Source organism: Micromonospora jinlongensis, assembly GCF_013410645.1.
GTDB classification, from domain to species: domain Bacteria; phylum Actinomycetota; class Actinomycetes; order Mycobacteriales; family Micromonosporaceae; genus Micromonospora; species Micromonospora zamorensis.
The window spans coordinates 5,840,109-5,861,172 of sequence record NZ_JACCHK010000001.1; the positions used below are offsets into that span (position 1 = coordinate 5,840,109).

Genomic DNA, 21,064 nt, shown 5'->3' on the forward strand with positions numbered 1-21,064 from the left:
GTCAGCAGCGCATGGTCGTCGGCGCGGGTGCGTCGAGGTCGAAGATCGTGCCCGGGTCGCCGGCGGGAATCCGGTCCCGGTGCACGTCGGCCACCCAGAACTGCTCGTGCACCCAACCGTCGCGCAGCGCGTCGCAGTCCGCGTTCCAGGTCACGGCCTCGGCCGAGGTGATCCAGAGGCCTCGGGTGGAGGCCGGGACGTCGTCCGGATGCGGCACCTGCCACACCACGCGGTCGCGCAGCGCCACTACGCTGGCACCGGCGGGCGCCCGCAGGTCCACGTCGAACGGGTACGCCCAGACGAACTCCGTGGAGACCTCCAGCACCCGGATGCCGTTCGCCGTGGTGGCCCGGTAGCTGACCCGGCCGTCGGCACGGACACCAGGCTCCCACTCCGACGGCGACGCCATCCGGGTCGCGTACCGCAGGAAGCTGTTGTTGGAGAAGTCCGACCGGAGCCGTTCGCGGGCGTCCGGGGCGAGCAACGCGAGGAACGGCTCCGGGTCGCCCATGAACATCGAGGTGTCGATCCGGCTCTCGACCAGTGCCTTGCGCACCGATTCCAGCGAGGTCCGCACCTGGCTCTCGCTGAACGGCCCGGTGCCCTTGGCCGCCGGCATCCGCACGGCCTCCTCGGCTGGAGTGAAGGAGGCCGCCGGCGACCCGGCGAACAGGTCCCGTGGCTCGCCGACCCTGCTCAGCGGTGGCGTCGGACTCGGCGTGGGGCTCGCCGAGGCGGACACGCCGCCACCACCGATGATCCGGCCGACCAGGGCCATGCCGCCGACGACCATCAGCAGTGCCAGCACCAGCCCCAGGCCGACCAGCACAGCCCCGTTGTGCCGGGCCGAGAAGAAGCGGACGCGGTCCCATCCGGTAGGTCGGTGCTCGATCGGCGACGACCGCATCCACTCCGGTAGCTGCGTCGGGTTGACCTGCGCGACCGCGGCCGGCGGCGGTGAAGGCTCGACCGGGTCCGTCGGCGTGGGCTCGTTCGGCGACGTGTGCTCCATCGTTCCTCCGTCAGTATTCGCCGCTGGTGGCCAGCGCAAGCAGGTAGTAGGCGCCGGTCACCAACGCGGTCCCGAGGACGGCGGCCACGACGAACGACAGCACGGCGACGAGGTTCGGATGCGATTCGCTCCACCGGGTCCGGCCGCGCCAGTGCCACACCGCCCGGCGGATGGTCCGCAGCGCCGGCCAGCTCTCGATCAGGTCGTCCACGTAGCGCGCCGGGGTGCGTCGCTTCGGCGCCGGATGCCGCATCCACTCCGGCAGGTCGACCCGAGCGCGGTGCTGATGGGCCGGACGTTGGTCGGGGGTCATCGGCGGTCCTGATCTCGGGTCGGCGTCAGCGGGCGGATGATCTTCGCACCCGCCGAGGTCGGCCGGCTGCCCCGGCCTGACAAATCGCCTGATCGACGCCTCGTCCCGACAAAGCCGCTCAGCCCGCGGGGCGGAGGCTCGGGTCACGCCGGGCCCGCCCACACACCGCCGGGCGCCGGGCATCTGGCAGGCTTGGCCGACGTGAGCACCGATGGTCTGATCGTGGTCGACAAGCCCGGCGGCATGACGTCGCACGACGTGGTGGCACGCATCCGCCGACTGGCGAAGACCCGACGGGTCGGGCACGGCGGCACCCTCGACCCGATGGCGACCGGTGTGCTGGTGATCGGCGTAGGCCGAGCCACCCGCCTGCTGACCTATGTGATCGGCGCGGGCAAGAGCTACAACGGCACCATCCGGCTCGGCCAGGCCACCGTCACCGACGACGCCGAGGGCGACGTGATCGCCACCGCGCCCGCCGGTCACCTCACCGACGACGCGATCCGGTCGGCGCTGACCGGGCTCAGCGGCGAGGTCGACCAGGTGCCGAGCGCGGTCAGCGCCATCAAGATCGACGGACAGCGGGCGTACAAGCGGGTTCGCGACGGGGAGAGCGTCGAGTTGCCCGCGCGCCGGGTCACCATCTCCCGGCTGGAGGTGCTGGCGATCCGCCGGACCGAGCCGGACGTGGTGGACGTGGACGTGGACGTCACCTGCTCCTCCGGCACGTACATCCGGGCCATCGCCCGGGACGCGGGCCTGGCGCTCGACGTCGGCGGCCACCTGACCGCGCTGCGCCGGACCGCTGTGGGCGGCTTCACCCTCGCCGAGGCGGCGACCCTCGGCGAGTTGGAGCAGCGCGCCCCGGACGTGGTGAACCTGCCGCTGGACGCGGCAGCCGACCGCTTCTTCCCGCGCCGCGAGGCGACACCCGAGGAGGCCCGGGTGCTCGCCCACGGCGGGCCGCTGGACCCGGCCGGCCTCACCGGGCCGTACGCCGTCTTCGGGCCGGCCGGCGGCCTGATCGCTATCGTCAGCGAGCGGGACGGGCGGGCCCGCGCGGAGATCGTGCTCGCCCCGGCCTGACGGCGGGGAGCAGGTCCGCCGGCCCGGGGCCGGCGGTGTCGACCCGCCGGCCGGCGGGACACAGGGAGGAACGGCATGCAGCGGTGGCGGGGGTACGACGCGGCGCCCGGTGGGTGGGGACGCTCGGTCGTCACCATCGGCGTCTTCGACGGCGTGCACAGGGGGCACCAGGCGACCATCGGGCACGCCGTGGCCCGAGCCCGGGAGCTGGGCGTGCAGTCGGTGGTGGTCACCTTCGACCCGCACCCGGCCGAGGTGGTCCGCCCCGGTTCGCATCCGGCTGTGCTCACCGAGCCGGCCCGCAAGGCGGAGCTGATCGAGGCACTCGGCGTGGACGTGCTCTGCGTGGTGCCGTTCACCCAGGAGTTCTCCCGGCTGCCGGCCGAGCAGTTCGTGCACGACGTCCTGGTCGAGCACCTGCACGCGGCGCTGGTGGTGGTCGGCAGCAACTTCCGCTTCGGGCACCGGGCGGCCGGCGACGTGGCCCTGTTGGAGCGGCTGGGGCAGACCTTCGGCTTCGCCGTGGAGGGCGGCCCGCTGGTCGCCGAGGACGGCACCGTCTTCTCCTCCACGTACATCCGCTCCTGCGTCGACGCGGGCGACGTGGGCGCGGCGGCCGCCGCGCTGGGCCGCCCACACCGCCTGGAGGGCGTGGTGGTCCGTGGCGACCAGCGGGGCCGGGAGCTGGGCTTTCCCACCGCCAACCTGCTCTGCCACCGGTACGCGGCGGTGCCCGCCGACGGCGTGTACGCGGCTCGGCTGATCCGCCGTGGGCAGCATGAACCGCTGATGGCGGCGGTGTCCGTGGGCACCAACCCGACCTTTTCCGGCCGGGAGCGGCGGGTGGAGGCGTACGCGCTGGACTTCTCCGGTGACCTGTACGGCGAACGGCTGGCCCTGGACTTCGTGGCGCGCCTGCGCGGTCAGATCCGCTACGACTCGATCGAGCCGCTGATCGCCCAGATGAATCAGGACGTCGAGCGCACCCGGCGGGCTCTGGGCTGACCCCCGCGCGGCCCGGCCGAGGCCCTTGGCCGGGTGTTACCGGTGAGTGCTGGTAGTCTTGCCGAGACGTCGGGTGACCGGCGTGGGGCCTCGCGTGCCTGCTCGACGCCGCGGGTGCGAGGTACCGGTCCGTTCCCGGTCCATCGGGACGACGGACACCTACTTGATCAACCCACCGAAACAGGGAGAACATGGCGCTCGACCAGGAAGCCAAGGCCAGCATCCGCGCGGAGTACGCGACCGCCGAGGGCGACACCGGTTCGCCGGAGGTTCAGGTCGCGGTCCTCACCAAGCGGATCGCCGAGCTGACCGAGCACCTGAAGGTGCACAAGCACGACCACCACAGCCGCCGTGGGCTGCTGCTGCTGGTCGGCCGTCGCCGTCGGCTGCTCAACTACGTCCAGAAGAAGGACATTGCGCGCTACCGGTCGCTCATCGAGCGGCTCGGCCTGCGCAGGTGACGTGACGGGGGAGTGGCCGACCGGCCGCTCCCCCGTACTGCGTCCCATCTGAAGAAACACGGGCCGCGCGACCACCCGAGAGGGAGCCGGTCAGCGTACCGGTCTCCGGTAGTGGCCCCCGGGAACCCCGGCATCATGCCGGCCACCCGGGCGCTTCGATCGAAGACCGGCCGGCTGAGCAGCTCCCCGATGTCGTGGGCCCACGACGCGAAGGAGCACGACAGCACATGACCGAGACCAAACTCGGCACCGAATCCCGCACCGCCGTGATCGACAACGGGTCCTTCGGCACCCGTGAGATCACCTTCTCCACCGGTCGGCTGGCTCGCCAGGCCGCCGGTTCCGTCATCGCCCAGCTGGGCGAGACGGTCGTTCTCTCCGCCACCACCGCCGGTAAGCACCCGAAGGAGCAGTTCGACTTCTTCCCGCTGACCGTCGACGTCGAGGAGCGGATGTACGCCGCGGGCCGCATCCCCGGCTCGTTCTTCCGCCGTGAGGGCCGGCCGAGCGAGGACGCGATCCTCACCTGCCGCCTGATCGACCGGCCGCTGCGCCCGTCCTTCGTGAAGGGCCTGCGCAACGAGGTCCAGGTCGTCGAGACCATCCTCGCGTTGGACCCGCAGCACCCGTACGACGTCGTGGCGATCAACGCCGCCTCGATGTCGACCAAGCTCTCCGGCCTGCCGTTCTCCGGCCCGATCGGTGCGACCCGCGTCGCCCACATCGACGGCCAGTGGGTCGCCTTCCCGACCCTGGAGGAGCTGGCCCGCGCCACCTTCGACATGGTCGTGGCCGGCCGCACGCTCGAGGACGGCGACGTCGCGATCATGATGGTCGAGGCCGAGGCCACCCCGAACGCCGTCGCCCTGATCTCGGCCGGTGCCACCGCCCCGACCGAGGAGGTCGTCGCCAGCGGCCTGGAGGCCGCCAAGCCGGCGATCCGTGAGCTGTGCCGCGCGCAGAGCGAGCTGGCCGAGGTCGCCGCCAAGCCGGTCACCGAGTTCCCGGTCTTCCTGGACTACCAGGACGACGTGTTCGCCGCCGTGGCCGACCTGGCCCGTGGCGACGTGGCCGAGGCGATCACCATCGCCGGCAAGGCCGACCGCGAGGAAGCCCTGGACCGGGTCAAGACCCGGGTCGCCGAGGAGCTGGGTGCTCGGTTCGAGGGTCGCGAGAAGGAGCTCAGTGCCGCCTTCCGCTCGCTGACCAAGTCCGAGGTGCGCAACCGCGTGCTGCGCGAGCAGGTCCGCATGGACGGCCGCGGCCCGCGCGACATCCGGGCGCTGACCGCCGAGGTCGGCGTGCTGCCCCGGGTGCACGGTTCGGCGCTGTTCGAGCGGGGCGAGACCCAGATCCTGGGCGTCACCACTCTGAACATGCTCCGGATGGAGCAGATGGTGGACACGCTGTCCCCCGAGAACCGCAAGCGCTACATGCACAACTACAACTTCCCGCCGTACTCGACCGGTGAGACCGGCCGGGTCGGCTCGCCGAAGCGTCGCGAGATCGGCCACGGTGCGCTCGCCGAGCGTGCGCTGATCCCGGTGCTGCCGTCGCGCGAGGAGTTCCCGTACGCCATCCGGCAGGTGTCGGAGGCGCTCGGCTCCAACGGCTCCACCTCGATGGGTTCGGTCTGCGCGTCGACGCTGGGCCTGCTCTCCGCGGGTGTCCCGCTGAAGGCGCCGGTCGCCGGCATCGCGATGGGGCTCATCTCCGACGAGGTGGACGGCAAGACCCAGTACGTGACGCTGACCGACATCCTCGGTGCCGAGGACGCGTTCGGTGACATGGACTTCAAGGTCGCCGGCACGCCGGAGTTCGTCACCGCGCTCCAGCTCGACACCAAGCTCAACGGCATCCCGTCGGACGTGCTGGCTTCCGCGCTGCAGCAGGCGAACGAGGCCCGGCAGGTCATCCTCGGTGTCATGAAGGCCGCGATCGAGGCTCCGGCCGAGATGTCGGACTACGCGCCGCGGGTCACCACCGTCAAGATTCCGGTCGACAAGATCGGCATGGTGATCGGCCCGAAGGGTCAGACCATCAACGCGATCCAGGACGAGACCGGCGCCGAGATCTCCATCGAGGACGACGGCACGATCTACGTCGGCGCCACCAACGGCCCGTCGGCCCAGGCGGCCGTCGACCGGATCAACGGGATCGCCAACCCGACGCTGCCGAAGCAGGGCGAGCGGTTCCTGGGCACGGTGGTCAAGACCGCCGCGTTCGGCGCGTTCATCTCGCTGCTGCCGGGTCGTGACGGCCTGCTGCACATCTCCAAGGTGGGCGACGGCAAGCGGGTCGAGCGCGTTGAGGACTTCCTCAACGTCGGTGACCGGGTCGAGGTCGAGATCGCCGACATCGACGCGCGCGGCAAGATCTACCTGGACAAGGTCCGGCCGGAGGGCGCCGAGGCGCCGGCCGCCGGCGAGGCCGCCGGTGGCGACCGTCCGGCTGGTCGTGACCGCGGCGACCGGGCTCCGCGTGACCGCGGTGACCGTGAGCGCGGCGGCGACCGGGGCGGGCGTGGCCCGGAGCGCGGCAACGGCGGCGGCGAGGGCGGCAACGGCGGCGGCGGCGAGGGTGGCGAGGGCGGCGAGCGTCCGCGCCGCCGGACCCGGCACAGCTGATCGTCGTACTTCGCATCACCCACCCCTCGTCGAACCGGGAGCAGTACGTGAGTCGGGCCTTCAGCGCGCCGTTTCCACCGGATCGACGGGGGGTGGCCCCCTCTCGGGACACCGGGGCGGGCCGCTCCGGCGGCACCGCCCGCGCGGTGACCCGGACGCTCAGCGACGATCCGCTGGGCGGCACGGTACGACGTACCGTGCTGCCCAGCGGGCTGCGCGTCCTCACCGAGGCGATTCCGGCGATGCGCAGCGTCTCGTTCGGCGTCTGGGTGGCGGTCGGCTCGCGCGACGAGACCGGCCCGCAGGCCGGTGCCGCGCACTTCCTTGAGCACCTGCTGTTCAAGGGCACCCACAAGCGCACCGCACTGGAGATCTCCTCGCAGATCGAGGCGGTGGGTGGCGAGACCAACGCCTTCACCACGAAGGAATACACCTGCTACTACGCCCGCGTGCTGGACGAGGACCTGCCGCTCGCGGTCGACGTGATGTGCGACCTGGTGGCCGACTCGCTGTTGGAGCCGGCGGACGTCGAGACCGAGCGTGGCGTGATCCTGGAAGAGATCGCCATGCACGACGACGAGCCCGGTGACGAGGTGCACGACCTCTTCGTCCAGGCCGTCTACGGCGACCACCCGCTGGGCCGGCTGATCTCCGGCACCGCCGAGACCGTCACGCCGATGACCCGGCGGCAGATCCAGAGCTTCTACCGGGGCCGCTACACGGCACCGCAGATCGTCATCGCCGCCGCCGGCAACCTCGACCACGCCGCTGTGGTCAAGATGGTCCGCCAGGCGGTGCGGGGCACCCCCCTGGACAGCGACCCGGCCACCCCGGCGCCGTACCGCGCGGCAACACCCGCGGTACGGACGAAGCCGGCAACCACCCTGGTGGAGCCGAAGGAGACCGAGCAGGCGCACGTCATCCTCGGCTGCCCCGGCATCGACCGCCTCGACGAGCGGCGCTTCGCCCTCGGCGTGCTCAACAACGTGCTCGGCGGCGGCATGTCCAGCCGCCTGTTCCAGGAGATCCGCGAGCAGCGCGGCCTGGCGTACTCGGTCTACTCCTACGCCAGCCAGTACGCCGACACCGGCCTGTTCGCCGTCTACGCCGGCTGCGCGCCGGGCAAGGTGGACGAGGTGCTGGCCCTGACCCGCGCCGAGCTGGCCCGGGTCGCCGCCGACGGGTTGACCGAGGCCGAGGTGGCCCGGGGCAAGGGCATGAGCAAGGGCTCGTTCGTGCTCGGCCTGGAGGACACCGGTTCCCGGATGAGCCGGCTGGCCAAGGGTGAGTTGCTCTACGGCGACCTGATGCCGGTCGACGAGCTGCTCCGCCGGGTCGACGACGTCACCGTGGAGGACGTCAACGTCCTCGCCGCCGAGCTGCTCAGCCGGCCGATGTCGCTGGCCGTGGTCGGCCCGTTCGGCGCGGGCGACTTCGCGGTCTGAGGTCTGCCGCGCGGCGCGGTCGACGGCGCCCCGGTCGGGGCGTCCCGGCCGGTGGAGCGCACCGGATCCGGCCGGAGGGGCACGTCCCGATTGGGATAGGTTGTGCCCCGTGACTGACGAGCAGGACAAGACCCCGGCCGAGCCGCTGCGGGTCGGCGTGTTGGGTGCCCGCGGCCGGATGGGCATCGAGGTCTGCAAGGCGGTCGACGCCGCCGACGACCTCGAACTCGCGGCGTCGATCGACCAGGGCGACAGCCGCTCCGCCGTGTCCGCCGCCGAGGTGGTCGTCGACTTCACCACGCCCGATGTCGTCATGGACAACCTGCGCTGGTGCATCGACCAGGGCATCAGTGCGGTCGTCGGCACGACCGGCTTCACCGAGCAGCGGCTGGAGCAGGTGCGCGGCTGGCTGGCCGACAAGCCCGGGGTGGGCGTGGTCATCGCCCCGAACTTCGGCATCGGCGCGGTGCTGATGATGCAGTTCGCCGCGCGGGCCGCCCGGCACTTCGAGTCCGTCGAGATCATCGAGCAGCACCACCCGCGCAAGCTGGACGCCCCGAGCGGCACCGCCACACACACCGCCCGGCAGATCGCCCGGGCCCGGGCGGAGGCCGGCCTCGGCCCGGTGCCGGACGCCACCAAGGACGAGGTGTCGGGCGCGCGCGGCGCCGACATCGACGGGGTACGCGTCCACGCGGTTCGTGCCACCGGCCTCGTCGCCCACCAGGAGGTGCTCTTCGGCACCACGGGCGAGACGCTGACCATCCGGCACGACTCGTACGACCGGGCGTCGTTCATGCCGGGCGTGCTGCTGGCCGTCCGCGCGGTGCGCAACCGTCCCGGCCTCACCGTCGGCCTGGACGCCCTGCTCGACTGACGGTCCGTTCCTCCGCCACGCGGCCAGAATGCTCGTCGCCAGCGGCAGACCTTGGACAGTTTCCGTGAGCGCTGAACGGAAACTGTCCAAGATCTGAGTCCTCAGCTCGGGTAGCATCCGGCGGATGATCAATGGGGGACACCTGGACCGGGCCGGGCGGCGAGTGACGCTGCGGCCGGTCGACGACGACAACTGGCGGGCGGTGGCCGACGTGGCCCCGCGTGACGACCAGCGCCGGTTCGTGGCCGCGCTGGGCGCGCGGTACCTGCTGCTGAGCAGTCGCTCGGAGGTGTGGACCTCGCTCGCCGTGTACGCCGACGAGACGGTCGTCGGCCACGTCATGTGGGGCGTGGACGACGACGGCTCGCACTGGATCGGCGGGATGCTGATCGACGCCGCCGAGCAGGGCCGGGGCGTCGGCCGTGCCACAGTGCAGACGCTGGCCCCCTGGCTGGCGGCCCGGGAGGGCAACCCGCCGGTCCGCCTCTCGTACCACCCGGACAACACCCGGGCCGCCGCCCTCTACACCTCCCTGGGCTTCCACCCCACCGGAGCGGTCGACGACGAAGAGCTGGTAGCCGAACAATCCCCAACCCCATAAAGCCCCCGCCCGCGCCCCGCCCCGGTCGATCATGGAGTTGTGGTGCCCCACAAAAGGGGTGTATGCGGAAGTAGCGCCCACCACAAGTCCGTGATCGACCCGTGGTGGGGGGGTCACTCGTCTGTGGGCACCTTCTCTGCCGGGACGCCGACGTGCAGGCGCACCTGGGGCACCAGCATGTCGTCGACGTCCAGCGCGCGGGCCGCGCCGTCGGGCTCCCAACCGGTGCTGGTGAGGAACTTCCGGGTCGCCTCGTCACCCTCGAACGCCCAGGCCACCGCCCGGCTCATTCCGTCCTCGCGCCACAGGTCGACGGCGGCGGCGAGCAGCCGGCTGCCGTGCCCCCGGCGACCCCACCGCGGCTCGACCAGCAGGTCGGTCACGGCGGCCACGTCCGGGCCGAGCGCGTCGGCCGGCTCACCCGGGGCCAACGCCTCGCCGTCAGCCGGGCCGGAGGCGGCGAACCCCACCAGATACGATTGCTCGGCCTGTTCGACGGCGACCAGCACCCGGTGCGCGCCCGAGGGCGGCTCCAGCACCGCGGCGCTCCACCGCCGGGCGAGGAACGCCTCGTCCAGGTTGTCGAGCACGTGCCGAGGCAGGATGCGGCGGTACGCGACCCGCCAGGTTGCGAGCTGGATGCGTGCGATCTCGCCGGCGTCCTCGGGACGCGCCGGGCGGACGTACCCGAGAGCCATGGGACGGAAGCCTACGCAGGGCGAGGGAGGCGACGGTGGCGCAGGGTGCCAACAGGACGACCGCGCAGGTCGTCGGGGTGGTGGTGCTCGCTGCGGCGGTCGCCGCGTTCCTCGCCGTCGCGGCCGTCCGGCACGGTTTCTTCGACCTGAAGGTCTACTACGGCGCGTTGACCTGGTGGGTGCACGACGGCGGGGAGATCTACGACTATCTCAAGCCGGGCACCCAGTACGGCTTCACGTACCCGCCGTTCGCCGCGCTGGTCATGCTGCCGATGGCGTACCTGCCGTGGACGGCCGCGATCGTGGTGAGTGTGCTCGCCAGCGTCGTCACCACCACGGTGCTGCTCTGGTGGTTGATCGACCCGATCGCCCGCCGGGCCGGCTGGACCCGGTGGTTCGCGCTCGCCGTGGCGCTCTGCCTGGCCGCCGCGTTCGAGCCGATGCGGGAGACGGTCAACTTCGGTCAGGTCAACACGCTGCTGCTCTTCCTGGTGGCCGTGGATCTGCTGCGGCTGCTGCCGGCCGGCAACCGGTGGGCCGGGGTGGGCATCGGGCTCGCCACCGCGATCAAACTGACCCCGGGTGTCTTCATCGTCTACCTGCTGGTGACCCGGCGATGGCGGGCGGCCCTCACCGCCAGCGGCACCGCCGCCGGGGTGACGCTGCTGGCGGGTGCGCTCTTCCCCGACGCGTCCCGGGAGTTCTGGACCGAGGCGCTGTGGAACACCGGCCGGGTCGGTGAGCTCGCCTTCGTCTCCAACCAGTCGCTGCGCGGGGTGGTCGCCCGGCTCGACCCGCAGCACCCGAGCACAGTGCTCTGGCTGCTGCTGGTGCTCGGCACCCTGGCGCTCTGGGCCTGGCGGTCCCGTGCCGCCGTCGCGGTCGGTGACGAGGCGACCGGCCTGGCGTTGACCGGCGCGGTGATGTGCCTGGTCAGCCCGGTGACCTGGGTGCACCACCTGGTCTGGCTGCTGCCCGCGCTGATCCTGCTGGTCGACAACGCGATGGCCGCGCCGGCCGGCCGCCGTCGGCGGGTCCTGCTGGTCGCTGCGACCATCGGGTACGCGGTGCTGATCAGCCGCACCGTCTGGTTCTGGGAGAAGGACTTCACCGGGGTCGACGGCTTCCTGGGCAGCAACGCCTACGTGTGGATCAGCCTGGCGCTGCTGGCCTTCCTGCCGATCCGCCGTTGGCTGACCCCGGGCGGCTCAGCCGTCGAGGCGTCCGGCGTACCGCAACTCGATCAGCCCGACCGGCGGGCTCCCACCGGCAAGCGGCACCTGGTAGGTCGACTGCTCACCGTCCGGTGACAACCCGGCCCGCTCACAGAATCGTCGGGCCCGCCGGTTGTCCGCCAGAACCCACAGCCGATAGTCGGTCCAGCCCCGCTCGTGCAGCCCGGCCCGGGCGGCGGCCAGGAGGGCGGTGGCGGTCCCGTCACCCCAGCACGCGGGCTCCACGTAGATCGCCACCACCTCGCCGACCGTCGGGTCCAGGTCGTCGCGGTCCTGGTCGCGGCGGTACGGCCCGAACGTCGTGAAGCCGACGACCAACCCGTCCACCTCGCCGAGCAGGGTGGTGAACGGGTGCTCGGGGTCGGCGGTGCCGACCTCGCGACGGCGCTGCGCCCACGCCGCCACGTTCAGCCGCCGAAGCACCTCGTCCGGCATGAAGCCGGCGTAGCCCGCCTGCCAGCCGTGCACGTGCACCCGGGCGACCGCCTCGGCGTCGTCCGGCTCCTCCCGGCGGATGGTCAGCATTGCACCGTTCTATGCCCCGTTGGCCGTCGCGTCCAGCTTCCCGCACCGGCGTCGTACCGATGAATTATCGTCGCCGACGATGACCGCACCGGAATCACTCTCGCTCGCCCAGGCCCGCCGCGTGGCGCTCGCCGCCCAGGGCTTCGCCGACCCCGCGCCAACCGGCGTGCCGACGCGCCGGCATCTGCGCCGGGTGCTGGACCGGGTCGGGTTGATCCAGATGGACTCGGTCAACGTGCTGCAACGCGCGCACTACCTGCCGCTCTACAGCCGGCTCGGGCCCTACCCGACCGGGTTGCTGGACCAGGCCGCCTACCGCCGCCCCCGCGAGTTGTTCGAATACTGGGGTCATGAGGCGTCGCTGGTGCCGGTCGAGCTGCACCCGGTGCTGCGCTGGCGGATGGCCCGGGCGCACAGCGAATCCTGGGGCGGCATGCGGCGGATCGCCCAGGAGCAGCCGGAGCTGGTCGCCTGGGTTCGCGACGAGGTGGCCGCCCGTGGCCCGCTGACGGCTGCGGAGATCGAGCACGACGCACCTCGGGAGACCGGCAACTGGGGGTGGAACTGGTCGGCGGTCAAACGCGCGTTGGAGTTCCTCTTCTGGGCCGGCGAGGTGACTGCCGCGGAGCGCAGCACCTCCTTCGCCCGCCGCTACGACCTACCCGAGAGGGTGCTGCCCGCGGCGGTGCTGGCCGCGCCCACCCCGACCGACGCCGAGGCGTACCGCACGCTGGTCGCCCTCGCCGCGCGGTCGCTCGGGGTGGCCGCCGAGCCGGAGCTGCGCGACTACTTCCGACTGCCGCTGGCCGGTGCCCGCCAGGCCGTCGCGGAGCTGGCCGAGGCCGGTGAGCTGGTGCCGGTCACCGTGGCGGGCTGGCGACAGCCGGCCTGGCTGCACGCGTCCGCGCGGCTGCCCCGGTGGATTCGCGGCAACACGCTGGTCAGCCCCTTCGACCCGTTGATCTGGGAACGTGCCCGCACCGAGAGGTTGTTCGACTTCAGCTACCGGATCGAGATCTACGTCCCGGCGCCACAGCGGATCTACGGCTACTACGTGCTGCCCTTCCTGCAGGGCGACCGGTTCACCGCCCGGGTCGACCTGAAGGCCGATCGCAAGGCGGGTGTGCTGCTGGTGCCGGCCGCGTGGGTCGAGCCCGGCGCCGACCCGGGGGAGACGGCGGTGGCGCTCGCCGCCGAGCTGCACCGACTCGCCGGCTGGCTCGGCCTGGACGCGGTGGCGCCGCCCACCGCCGGCGACCTGGCCGGTCCGCTGACCGCCGCGTTGACCGGCGTGTCCGGTGTACCGTGAGCGCGTGACGAGCGCTCCCGGACCGGTCGACCAGCCGCAGCCCGCCCCCGGGTCGGTTCACCCGGTGCCTGTCGGCGCGGTGTCGACCAGCCCGGGTCCGACCGGCCTGGCATCGGCCGGCGAGGTCCCGGCCGACCCGGCCACGGGTGGCTCGGGTCCGGTGGGCTGGCCGACGTCACCGCCGGATGGTTACGTGGCACCGGAGCCGGACCGGATCACGCGGTTCGTGCTGCGGCTCTACGAGCGTTCGCCGCGCTGGGCGGTGCCGCTGGCCGCGGTCGGTTGCGTCGCCATCGGCATGGGCTACGCGTTGCTCAGCAATCCGACCCACGCCGCCCCGGACGCCGCGCCCACCTGTCTGCTGAAGTTGACCACCGGGCTGGACTGCCCGGGCTGCGGGGGCACCCGCGCACTCTGGTACGTGCTGCACGCCGACCTGCCGGCCGCCGCCCGGCACCACTTCCTGTTCGTCTTCGCGCTGCCGTTCCTCGCGTACCTCTTCGTGGCCTGGGCGGGAAACCAGGCGTTCGGTTGGCGACTGCCGGAGCTGCGGCTCAGCTCGAAGGTCATCGTCGGGTTCATGGGCGCGTGGCTGGCCTTCTCGGTGTTGCGCAACCTGCCCTGGGCGCCGTTCACGTCGCTCTACGTCTGAGCGCGCCCCGCCGCCCGAGGTTCGCCGCACCGCCGGCATGTGCTGCCACCCCATGATCGACTCGGTGTTCAGGAAACCGGGCCGTCCACCCGCCCCGGACACCCCGACTTCCAGGAACCCGAGTCGATCACGCGGCGAGCGCCGCGCAGGCGGGCGCGTCCCGGCGGCGGTGCCGCCCGCGCCCTGAGTGATCGACATTGCACGAGGCGCGCCTGAGTTGGGGCGGGAGGCACCGCGCCACTACAGTCCCTGGCATGCCGGAGATGGTGCAGCCCCAGGTCAAGTTGATCGCGTGGACCCAGTTCGCGGCCCCGGACGACGTGCCGTGGTCGACCGACGCGGAAGGTGGCCAGGCGCTCGCCGAGTTCGCCGGCCGGGCCTGCTACCAGTCGTGGAAGAAGCCGAACCCGGCGACCGCCACCAACGCCGGTTACCTGGCGCACATCCTGGAGGTCGGGCACCTGTCGGTGCTGGAGCACGGGTCGGTCACCTTCTACTTCACCGGGGTGTCACGCTCCTTCACCCACGAGTTGATCCGGCACCGGCACTTCTCGTACTCCCAGCTGTCCCAGCGCTACGTCCCGGAACGGGACGCGGCCATGGTCGAGCCGGCGGTCATCGCCGACGACCCGGAGCTGCACAAGAAGTTCACCGAGGCCGCCGAGGCGAGCGTTCGGGCGTACAACGAGTTGCTGGAGGGCCTGGAAAAGCGCTTCTCCGACGAACCGAACCCGACGCTGCGCCGCAAGCAGGCCCGGCAGGCCGCCCGGGCGGTGCTGCCCAACGCCACCGAGACGCGGATCGTGGTCACCGGCAACTACCGGGCCTGGCGGCACTTCGTCGCGATGCGCGCCACCGAGCACGCCGATGTGGAGATCCGTGAGCTGGCCGTGGAGTGCCTGCGGCAGCTTCAGGGCGTCGCCCCCAACGTGTTCGCCGACTTCGTGATCTCCACGCTGCCGGACGGCACCGAAGTGGCGGCCAGCCCGCACGAGGCGTCCTGAGCCCTTCCCCGGCGGGCCCCGGCTGGTCGTCCGCTAGGTTGGAGGGTATGACGCACGACCACCTCGACGCCGCCGCCCGACCGGCGTCCCGCCCCTTCGGCCGGCTGCTCACCGCCATGGTGACCCCGTTCACCCCCGACGGCTCGCTCGACCTTGACGGCGTCGCCCGGCTGGCGAGCCATCTGGTCGACGAGCAGGGCAACGACGCGCTGGTGGTCAACGGCACCACCGGCGAGTCGCCGACCACCACCGACGCGGAGAAGGACCACCTGATCCGGGCCGTGGTGGAGGCCGTCGGTGACCGCGCCAAGGTGGTCGCCGGGGTCGGCACCAACGACACCCGGCACACCATCGAGCTGGCCGCCGGCGCCGAGAAGGCAGGTGCGCACGGTCTGCTGGTGGTGACCCCGTACTACAACAAGCCGCCGCAGAGTGGATTGCTGCGACACTTCACCGCGGTGGCCGACGCCACCGGCCTCCCGGTGATGCTGTACGACATTCCGCACCGCTCCGGCGTGCCGATCGACACCGAGACGCTGGTCCGGCTCGCCGAGCACGGCCGGATCGTCGCGGTCAAGGACGCCAAGGGCGACCTGACCGCCACCAGCTGGGTGACCAGCCGGACCGCCCTCGCCTTCTACAGCGGCGAGGACGCCCTCACCCTGCCGGCGCTGGCCGTCGGCAGCGTGGGCCTGGTCGGCACCTCGACGCACTTCACCGGGGCGCTGACCGCACAAATGATCGAGGCGTACGACGCGGGGGACATGCCGACCGCGCTGGCGCTGCACCGGCGGCTGCTGCCGCTGTTCACCGGCATCTTCCGCACGCAGGGCACGATCCTGGTGAAGGCGGGCCTGGCATCGCTGGGCCTGCCGGCCGGCCCGGTGCGACCCCCGCTGGTGGACGCCACCAACGACGAGATCGCCCAGCTGCGCGCGGACTTCGCGGCAGCGGGCCTGGAGCTGCCCGAATGATCAAACGACACGATGGACGCCGAGTGACGGCGTCGCAGATTGAGGTGGACGCGTGACCGAGGCGCACATCGAGGCGGAACTACCCCCGCCGCTGCCGGAAGGTGGCCTGCGGATCATCCCGCTCGGCGGGCTCGGCGCCATCGGTCGGAACATGACCGTCTTCGAGTACGACGGCAAGTTGCTGATCGTCGACTGCGGGGTCCTGTTCCCCGACGTCGAGCAGCCAGGTGTGGACCTGATCCTGCCCGACTTCGGCCCGATCCTGGACCGGCTCGCCGACGTCCAGGCGATCGTGCTGACGCACGGTCACGAGGACCACATCGGCGCGGTGCCCTACCTGCTCGCCCACAAGCCCGACATCCCGCTGGTCGGCTCACAGTTCACCCTCGCCCTGGTCGAGGCGAAGTTGGCCGAGCGGCGGATCCAGCCGTACACGCTGACCGTGCGGGAGGGTGGCCGGGAGCGGCTCGGCCCGTTCGAGTGTGAGTTCTTCGCGGTCAACCACTCGATCCCGGACGCCCTCGCGGTGGCCATCCGCACCCCCGCGGGCCTGGTGTTGCACACCGGCGACTTCAAGATGGACCAGCTCCCGCTGGACGGTCGGATCACCGACCTGGCCGGCTTCGCTCGGCTCGGCGCCGAAGGTGTCGACCTGCTGCTGTCCGACTCCACCAACGCGGAGATCCCCGGCTTCGTCACCCCGGAGCGGGAAATCGGGCCGGTGCTCGACTCGATCTTCGCGAAGGCCAAGGGCCGCATCATCGTGGCGTCGTTCGCCTCGCACGTGCACCGCGTGCAGCAGGTCTTCGACTCCGCTGCGGAGCACGGCCGCAAGGTCGCGCTGATCGGCCGGTCCATGGTTCGCAACATGGGCATCGCCCGGGACCTCGGCCTGCTCAACATCCCGGCCGGGCTGGTCATCAGCATCGACGAGGCGACCACGCTGCCGCCGGACCAGATCGTGCTGATGTCCACCGGTTCCCAGGGTGAGCCGATGAGCGCCCTGGGCCGGATGGCCAGCGGCGACCACCGGCACATCACCATCGCCCCTGGCGACACCGTCGTGCTGGCCTCATCGCTGGTGCCCGGCAACGAGACCTCGGTCTACCGGGTCATCAACCGGCTGGCCCGGGCCGGCGCGGTGGTCGTGCACAAGGACGTCGCGAAGGTGCACGTCTCCGGGCACGCCCCCGCCGGAGAGCTGCTCTACCTGCTCAACGTGGTCCGGCCCAGCAACCTGATGCCCGTGCACGGCGAGTGGCGCCACCTGCGTGCCCACGCCCGGCTCGGCATCGAGTCCGGGGTCGCCGCCGACCGGGTGGTGATCTGCGAGGACGGTGACGTGGTCGACCTGGTCGAGGGCCGCGCCACCCTGGTCGGGCACGTGAAGAGCCGGTACGTCTACGTGGACGGCCTCGCCGTCGGTGACGTCAGCGAGTCGCTGCTCACCGAGCGGCGGATCCTCGGCGACGGCGGCTTCATCGCCACCACCGTCGTCGTGGACTCGGTCACCGGCAAGGTGGTCGCCGGCCCGACGTTGTCCGCGAAGGGCTTCTCCGAGGACCCGGAGGCGTTCAACCCGGTGGTCCCGCTGGTCACCGAGGCGCTCAACCGGGCCGCGGCGGACGGCATCACGGACCCGCACCAGCTCCAGCAGATCGTTCGGCGCACAGTGGGGCGGTGGGTCAACGACAAGTACCGTCGTCGCCCGATGATCGTGCCCACCGTCGTCGAGGTCTGACACTCGCGTGACCGGGCCGGTCGCCGACATCCCCCGTGGATGTCGGTGGCCGGCCCGGCTCGTTCAGGAGGGGTTCCGGCTCAGCCCCGGAACAGTCGCCGCCGCAGCACCAGCAGCCCGATCCCCAGAGCCAGCAGGGCTGCTCCGATGAGGCCGTACGTGCTGCCGGAGACGCCGGTGCGGGGCAGTTGCGCCGCCTCCGGGGTGGACGTGGTCGCGGCGGCGGTCGGGCTCGGCGTGGCGGTCGGACCGGCCGGTGGCGGCGTGGTGGCGTCGCCGGCACCTGACCCGCCCGAGCCGCTCAGGCGCAGCGTCAGCGCGGTGTCCTTGTTGGTGTAGCGGTCGGCGGGGGAGAGCGACACCTTCACGGTCTTCGTGCCCCCGGTGACCGCCAGCCGTACGTCGAAGCTGTCGGTGGCGCCGTCGGCGAGCACGTTCGGCCGCAGGATCTCGCAGCCGACGCCGACCATCCGGCCGCTGTCCGCGCACGCCGGCGCGGCCACTCGCACCCCGGTCGGGGTGGTGACGGTGAACGAGTAACCGCCGATGTCGAAGGTGCCGGTGTTGGTGACCCGCACACGCACCGTCGTCGTCCCGTTGACGACCGGGCCAGCGGTGGCCCGCAATCGCAGCGAGGTGCGGTCCGGCCAGTTGATCCGGAAGTCGGAGAACTCGTCGGTGACCCCGGCGGCGTCCCGGCCGGCGACGGAACCCCACGCCTGCACCCCGAAGACCGGCTCCGCAGCCGTCGAGGCCACCGTCAGCCGGTGCACCCGCTCACCCCCGCCCGGCAGTTCCGCACCGCCGCAGAGCCAGGTACGCGGCGTGCCCTGGACGGTCCGGCAGTCCCCGCCCAGGGTCAGGTCGGCGTTGGCCGGCAGGCGCAGCACGAAGAAGCCCTTCGCGGCCGTGCTGCCCGGGTTCCTGACGGTGACCTCCAGCGGGCCGGACGGCGACCAGGGGTCCCTGCCGAGGAAGACGATGTCGCCCCGAGCGGTGATCGTGGGCGCGGCTTCCACGCTCGTCGAGGCGGCCGGCGCGGCGACGGCCGGCCCGGCGAGGGTCGGTACGAAGAGCAGAGCGGCGGCGACGAGGCCGGAGGCGAACAGGCGGTTCATGGTGACTCCCGGGGGTGCGCGGTCGGTGATGGCCGTAGCACATCGACGTGGCACTTCCGGTTGCGTGCTGTCGGATGTCGCACAGCCGCGCCCCGGAGCGCAACCATTCGCCCTGTCCGCGACTCAGGGGAGCGCCGCGACCGCCTCGGCGTAGGCGACGCCGGTGGCGATGGCCGCGTCGACCAGCACCGTGAGCTGCGCCGGGGCCACCCCGTGGGTCAGGTCGGTGGCCACGTCGCCGGCCAGCACCAACTCCTCGCCGATGTCGTGCGCGTAGGCCTTGGGCAGCAGCCGGTCGTGGTTCCAGGCGTTGCAGAAGGCGTACGCCTCGGAGCGGCGGGTCGCCGGCAGCCGGCGGGCGGCCATCGCCCGGGCGTGCAGCACCTCGCCGCGTTCGCCGGCCCGCCGGAACTGGATCACCACGCCGCCCCACCGGCCGACGACGGTGTCGCCCTCCTCCACCAGGTACCGGTCGCCGCGCCGGTCCAGTACCGCGGTGATCATGTCGACGGTCAGCGCCATCAGCTCCCGCTCGCCCGACCCGCTCGCCTCGTCGGACCCGTCGGCGTCGGGCCCGTCAGACCCGTCGGCGTCCGGCTCGTCCGGCTCGTCGTCGGCGGGCAGCGCAACCGGCGCCGCGAGCGGGCGCTCCGCGAGCCAGGCGGCCATCCGGCCGGAGTGGTGGCCGGTGCCGTTGCGGGCGTCGAAGCTGCCGGCCAGTTCACTGGCCACCCCGAGCAGCAGGGCGCCGAGTGTGGACACGTCCGGGTCGGTGGCGGGTCGTCCGCCGTACGCAGGTCGGGGCAGCGGCCGCCCACCCAGCCCGGCCTCCTCGGCCAGCGCGCAGACCAGCGCGCCAGCGGCGGCGAACTCCATCGCGGCGAGGTCGTCGCTGGGTCGGTCCAACCTGGGCAGCTGCTCGGTCAGGATGGTCAGCCCTCGTTCCAGGTGCCCGCCCAACGCGCAGAACCGCAGGTGCGCGGCGAGGTACGGGAACGCGGCCGGCTCACGCCGGTGCCGGCGGTACGCCCGCACGTGCGCCGCCGCGGCCCGCTCCCGCTCCCCAGCCCGCAGGGCGGGCAGCAGACCGGCGACCAGGTCCCGTTCGGGCTGGTCGGTGCAGGGCTCCGGCTCGCCGTCGCGCTTCTCCAGCTCGCCGAGCGCGGCTCGCCACTCACCCCAGCCGGCCAGCAGCTCCGCCCGCCGGGCCGAGGCGCAGCCCGGGCAGCCACCGGCCGGGCCGGGCCGTTTCCCGGACCACCGCTCGTACCAGTGGCGGGCGGTGGGCTCGTCGCCCAGGTGATCGGCGATTCGGCAGTGCAGCTCCGCGACGGTTGGCGCGTCCGGACCGTCCGTGCCGACCCGGTGGGCCAGGTCGTGCAGCAGGGCCCGGGTCTGGTCCAGCCCGACCCGGGGGGTGCCGAGCAGCGCCTCCACCGCATACCGCTGGTAGCGCAGCAGCAGCCCGGTCTCGTTGTCGGTCAGCAGCTCGGGTCGGTGGTCGGCGGCCGCCCGGCAGCGCCGGACCGGCTCGACCAGACGCCACCGCTCCCCGTCGAGCAGGTACGCCTCGATCAGCGCGAACCGGGCGTCCACCCCGGACCGGACGTCCCCGGCGGCGTCGGCGCGCTCGGCGAGCCGCTCCAGGGCCACCTGCCGGTCCGGGCCGTCGGGCAGGTCCCGGGCATCGGCGAGCGCGGCCTCCAGCGCCGGTAGGCGGCCCCCGCCGACCGGGCCGTCGGGCGCAGCGCCGGCCCGGTTGGTGCGACTGCCCGTGAACTCGTCCCGGCCGGTCACGACAGCACCGCGCCGGGCAGTCGACGGACCGCCACGGCGAGCTGGCAGCCGGTGGAGATGCCACAGTCGAGCAGTTGGTCGAGCTGGTGCGGGGTCACCCCGCGTTCCAGGTCGGTGATCACCTCGCCGTAGACCCGGGCTCGACCGTCGTCGTCGACGTGCACGAACGCCTTGGGCCAGAGCCGGTCGTGGTTCCACGAGTTGCAGAAGGCGTACAGGGCGGGGACCTGCTCGATTCCGAAGGTGGGAGTGACCATGGTGCGTACCTGGAGCAGCTCCCCGTCGCCGCCCAGGCGGAGGAACCAGATCATGTTGTCGTCGAAGAGGCCCACCAACTCGCCGTCCACGGTCAGGCCGACGGACCGGCCACGGGCGGCGAGCACCGCGGCGACCAGTTCGCCGCTCAGTGGACGCAGCGCACCAGGGTGCCCGGCCAGCGGATCGTCCGGACCGCCCGCGGTTTCCGGCGACGCCATGGGGCATCCCTTCTGAGGCGGATATCACGACCGGCGGTGGCGGTCGTGTTGCGACGCGCGGACACGACCCGGAAAAGCGGGGATCTGCCCGGCCCCACCGTTACCGTG

Annotated in this window: 20 protein-coding genes; 13 read left to right on the forward strand and 7 right to left on the reverse strand. The window is 72.4% G+C overall.

Translation table 11 applies throughout. The features are described from left to right. Position 1 precedes the first annotated feature (1 nt). Together HNR22_RS26325 and HNR22_RS26330 are read right to left on the reverse strand one after the other, a co-directional pair. Positions 2 to 1,012: a hypothetical protein gene (locus HNR22_RS26325; protein WP_179782601.1), complete on the reverse strand. Its 1,011-nt coding sequence runs from the start codon at positions 1,010 to 1,012 to the stop codon at positions 2 to 4. Between the two features lie 10 nt (positions 1,013 to 1,022). Next, positions 1,023 to 1,325 (reverse strand): hypothetical protein, encoded by a 303-nt coding sequence (locus HNR22_RS26330; RefSeq protein ID WP_179782602.1) that lies wholly within the window; start codon positions 1,323 to 1,325, stop codon positions 1,023 to 1,025. A 201-nt stretch (positions 1,326 to 1,526) separates the two neighbouring features. Between HNR22_RS26330 and truB the strand changes: the two genes are divergently transcribed. From truB to HNR22_RS26365, 7 genes are all read left to right on the forward strand, one after another. Then, positions 1,527 to 2,411 carry a tRNA pseudouridine(55) synthase TruB gene (truB, locus tag HNR22_RS26335; RefSeq protein WP_425488076.1) on the forward strand — a complete coding sequence of 295 codons (885 nt, stop codon included), beginning with the start codon at positions 1,527 to 1,529 and terminating at the stop codon, positions 2,409 to 2,411. Between the two features lie 75 nt (positions 2,412 to 2,486). Then, entirely contained in the window at positions 2,487 to 3,416 is a 930-nt protein-coding gene (locus HNR22_RS26340) for a bifunctional riboflavin kinase/FAD synthetase (protein ID WP_179782604.1), read from the forward strand. A gap of 191 nt (positions 3,417 to 3,607) precedes the next feature. Further along, positions 3,608 to 3,877 carry a 30S ribosomal protein S15 gene (rpsO, locus tag HNR22_RS26345; RefSeq protein ID WP_030337594.1) on the forward strand — a complete coding sequence of 90 codons (270 nt, stop codon included), beginning with the start codon at positions 3,608 to 3,610 and terminating at the stop codon, positions 3,875 to 3,877. Between the two features lie 227 nt (positions 3,878 to 4,104). Continuing rightward, entirely contained in the window at positions 4,105 to 6,504 is a 2,400-nt protein-coding gene (locus tag HNR22_RS26350; protein WP_179782605.1) for a polyribonucleotide nucleotidyltransferase, read from the forward strand. A 47-nt stretch (positions 6,505 to 6,551) separates the two neighbouring features. Continuing rightward, positions 6,552 to 7,949, forward strand: a complete 1,398-nt coding sequence (locus HNR22_RS26355) for an insulinase family protein (RefSeq protein ID WP_179782606.1) — start codon at positions 6,552 to 6,554, stop codon at positions 7,947 to 7,949. Positions 7,950 to 8,058: 109 nt separating this feature from the next. Further along, the gene (gene dapB / locus HNR22_RS26360) at positions 8,059 to 8,826 is read left to right on the forward strand and encodes a 4-hydroxy-tetrahydrodipicolinate reductase (protein ID WP_179782607.1); all 768 of its coding nucleotides are present in this window, start codon (positions 8,059 to 8,061) and stop codon (positions 8,824 to 8,826) included. A gap of 124 nt (positions 8,827 to 8,950) precedes the next feature. Further along, complete coding sequence (locus HNR22_RS26365) at positions 8,951 to 9,427, forward strand: GNAT family N-acetyltransferase (protein ID WP_179782608.1); 477 nt, start codon at positions 8,951 to 8,953, stop codon at positions 9,425 to 9,427. A gap of 113 nt (positions 9,428 to 9,540) precedes the next feature. Here HNR22_RS26365 and HNR22_RS26370 read toward each other — a convergent pair whose 3' ends face one another. Next, positions 9,541 to 10,125 (reverse strand): GNAT family N-acetyltransferase, encoded by a 585-nt coding sequence (locus tag HNR22_RS26370; protein ID WP_179782609.1) that lies wholly within the window; start codon positions 10,123 to 10,125, stop codon positions 9,541 to 9,543. Between the two features lie 35 nt (positions 10,126 to 10,160). On the opposite strand from HNR22_RS26370, the gene HNR22_RS26375 reads away from it, so the two are divergent. Continuing rightward, entirely contained in the window at positions 10,161 to 11,435 is a 1,275-nt protein-coding gene (locus HNR22_RS26375) for a glycosyltransferase 87 family protein (RefSeq protein WP_179782610.1), read from the forward strand. On the opposite strand, the gene HNR22_RS26380 is transcribed toward HNR22_RS26375, so the two are convergent. Further along, entirely contained in the window at positions 11,334 to 11,885 is a 552-nt protein-coding gene (locus HNR22_RS26380; protein WP_179782611.1) for a GNAT family N-acetyltransferase, read from the reverse strand. The genes HNR22_RS26375 and HNR22_RS26380 overlap by 102 nt on opposite strands. Positions 11,886 to 11,964: 79 nt before the next feature. Between HNR22_RS26380 and HNR22_RS26385 the strand changes: the two genes are divergently transcribed. The 5 genes from HNR22_RS26385 to HNR22_RS26405 all read left to right on the forward strand — a co-directional run bounded on the left by HNR22_RS26385 (position 11,965) and on the right by HNR22_RS26405 (position 17,565). After that, positions 11,965 to 13,194, forward strand: a complete 1,230-nt coding sequence (locus tag HNR22_RS26385) for a winged helix-turn-helix domain-containing protein (protein WP_179782612.1) — start codon at positions 11,965 to 11,967, stop codon at positions 13,192 to 13,194. 160 nt (positions 13,195 to 13,354) lie between these two features. Next, complete coding sequence (locus HNR22_RS26390; RefSeq protein ID WP_343060054.1) at positions 13,355 to 13,846, forward strand: DUF2752 domain-containing protein; 492 nt, start codon at positions 13,355 to 13,357, stop codon at positions 13,844 to 13,846. A 263-nt stretch (positions 13,847 to 14,109) separates the two neighbouring features. After that, positions 14,110 to 14,850 carry an FAD-dependent thymidylate synthase gene (gene thyX / locus HNR22_RS26395; RefSeq protein ID WP_179783725.1) on the forward strand — a complete coding sequence of 247 codons (741 nt, stop codon included), beginning with the start codon at positions 14,110 to 14,112 and terminating at the stop codon, positions 14,848 to 14,850. Positions 14,851 to 14,897: 47 nt separating this feature from the next. After that, the gene (dapA, locus tag HNR22_RS26400; protein WP_179782613.1) at positions 14,898 to 15,824 is read left to right on the forward strand and encodes a 4-hydroxy-tetrahydrodipicolinate synthase; all 927 of its coding nucleotides are present in this window, start codon (positions 14,898 to 14,900) and stop codon (positions 15,822 to 15,824) included. Positions 15,825 to 15,876: 52 nt separating this feature from the next. Beyond that, entirely contained in the window at positions 15,877 to 17,565 is a 1,689-nt protein-coding gene (locus HNR22_RS26405) for an RNase J family beta-CASP ribonuclease (protein WP_179782614.1), read from the forward strand. Between the two features lie 80 nt (positions 17,566 to 17,645). Here HNR22_RS26405 and HNR22_RS26410 read toward each other — a convergent pair whose 3' ends face one another. The 3 genes from HNR22_RS26410 to HNR22_RS26420 form a co-directional block, all read right to left on the reverse strand. After that, entirely contained in the window at positions 17,646 to 18,683 is a 1,038-nt protein-coding gene (locus HNR22_RS26410; protein WP_179782615.1) for an LPXTG cell wall anchor domain-containing protein, read from the reverse strand. Between the two features lie 123 nt (positions 18,684 to 18,806). Continuing rightward, positions 18,807 to 20,480: a type III secretion system chaperone family protein gene (locus HNR22_RS26415; RefSeq protein WP_179782616.1), complete on the reverse strand. Its 1,674-nt coding sequence runs from the start codon at positions 20,478 to 20,480 to the stop codon at positions 18,807 to 18,809. After that, positions 20,477 to 20,956, reverse strand: a complete 480-nt coding sequence (locus tag HNR22_RS26420; protein WP_179782617.1) for a type III secretion system chaperone family protein — start codon at positions 20,954 to 20,956, stop codon at positions 20,477 to 20,479. The genes HNR22_RS26415 and HNR22_RS26420 overlap by 4 nt, the downstream gene beginning before the upstream one ends. Between the last annotated feature and the right edge of the window lie 108 nt (positions 20,957 to 21,064).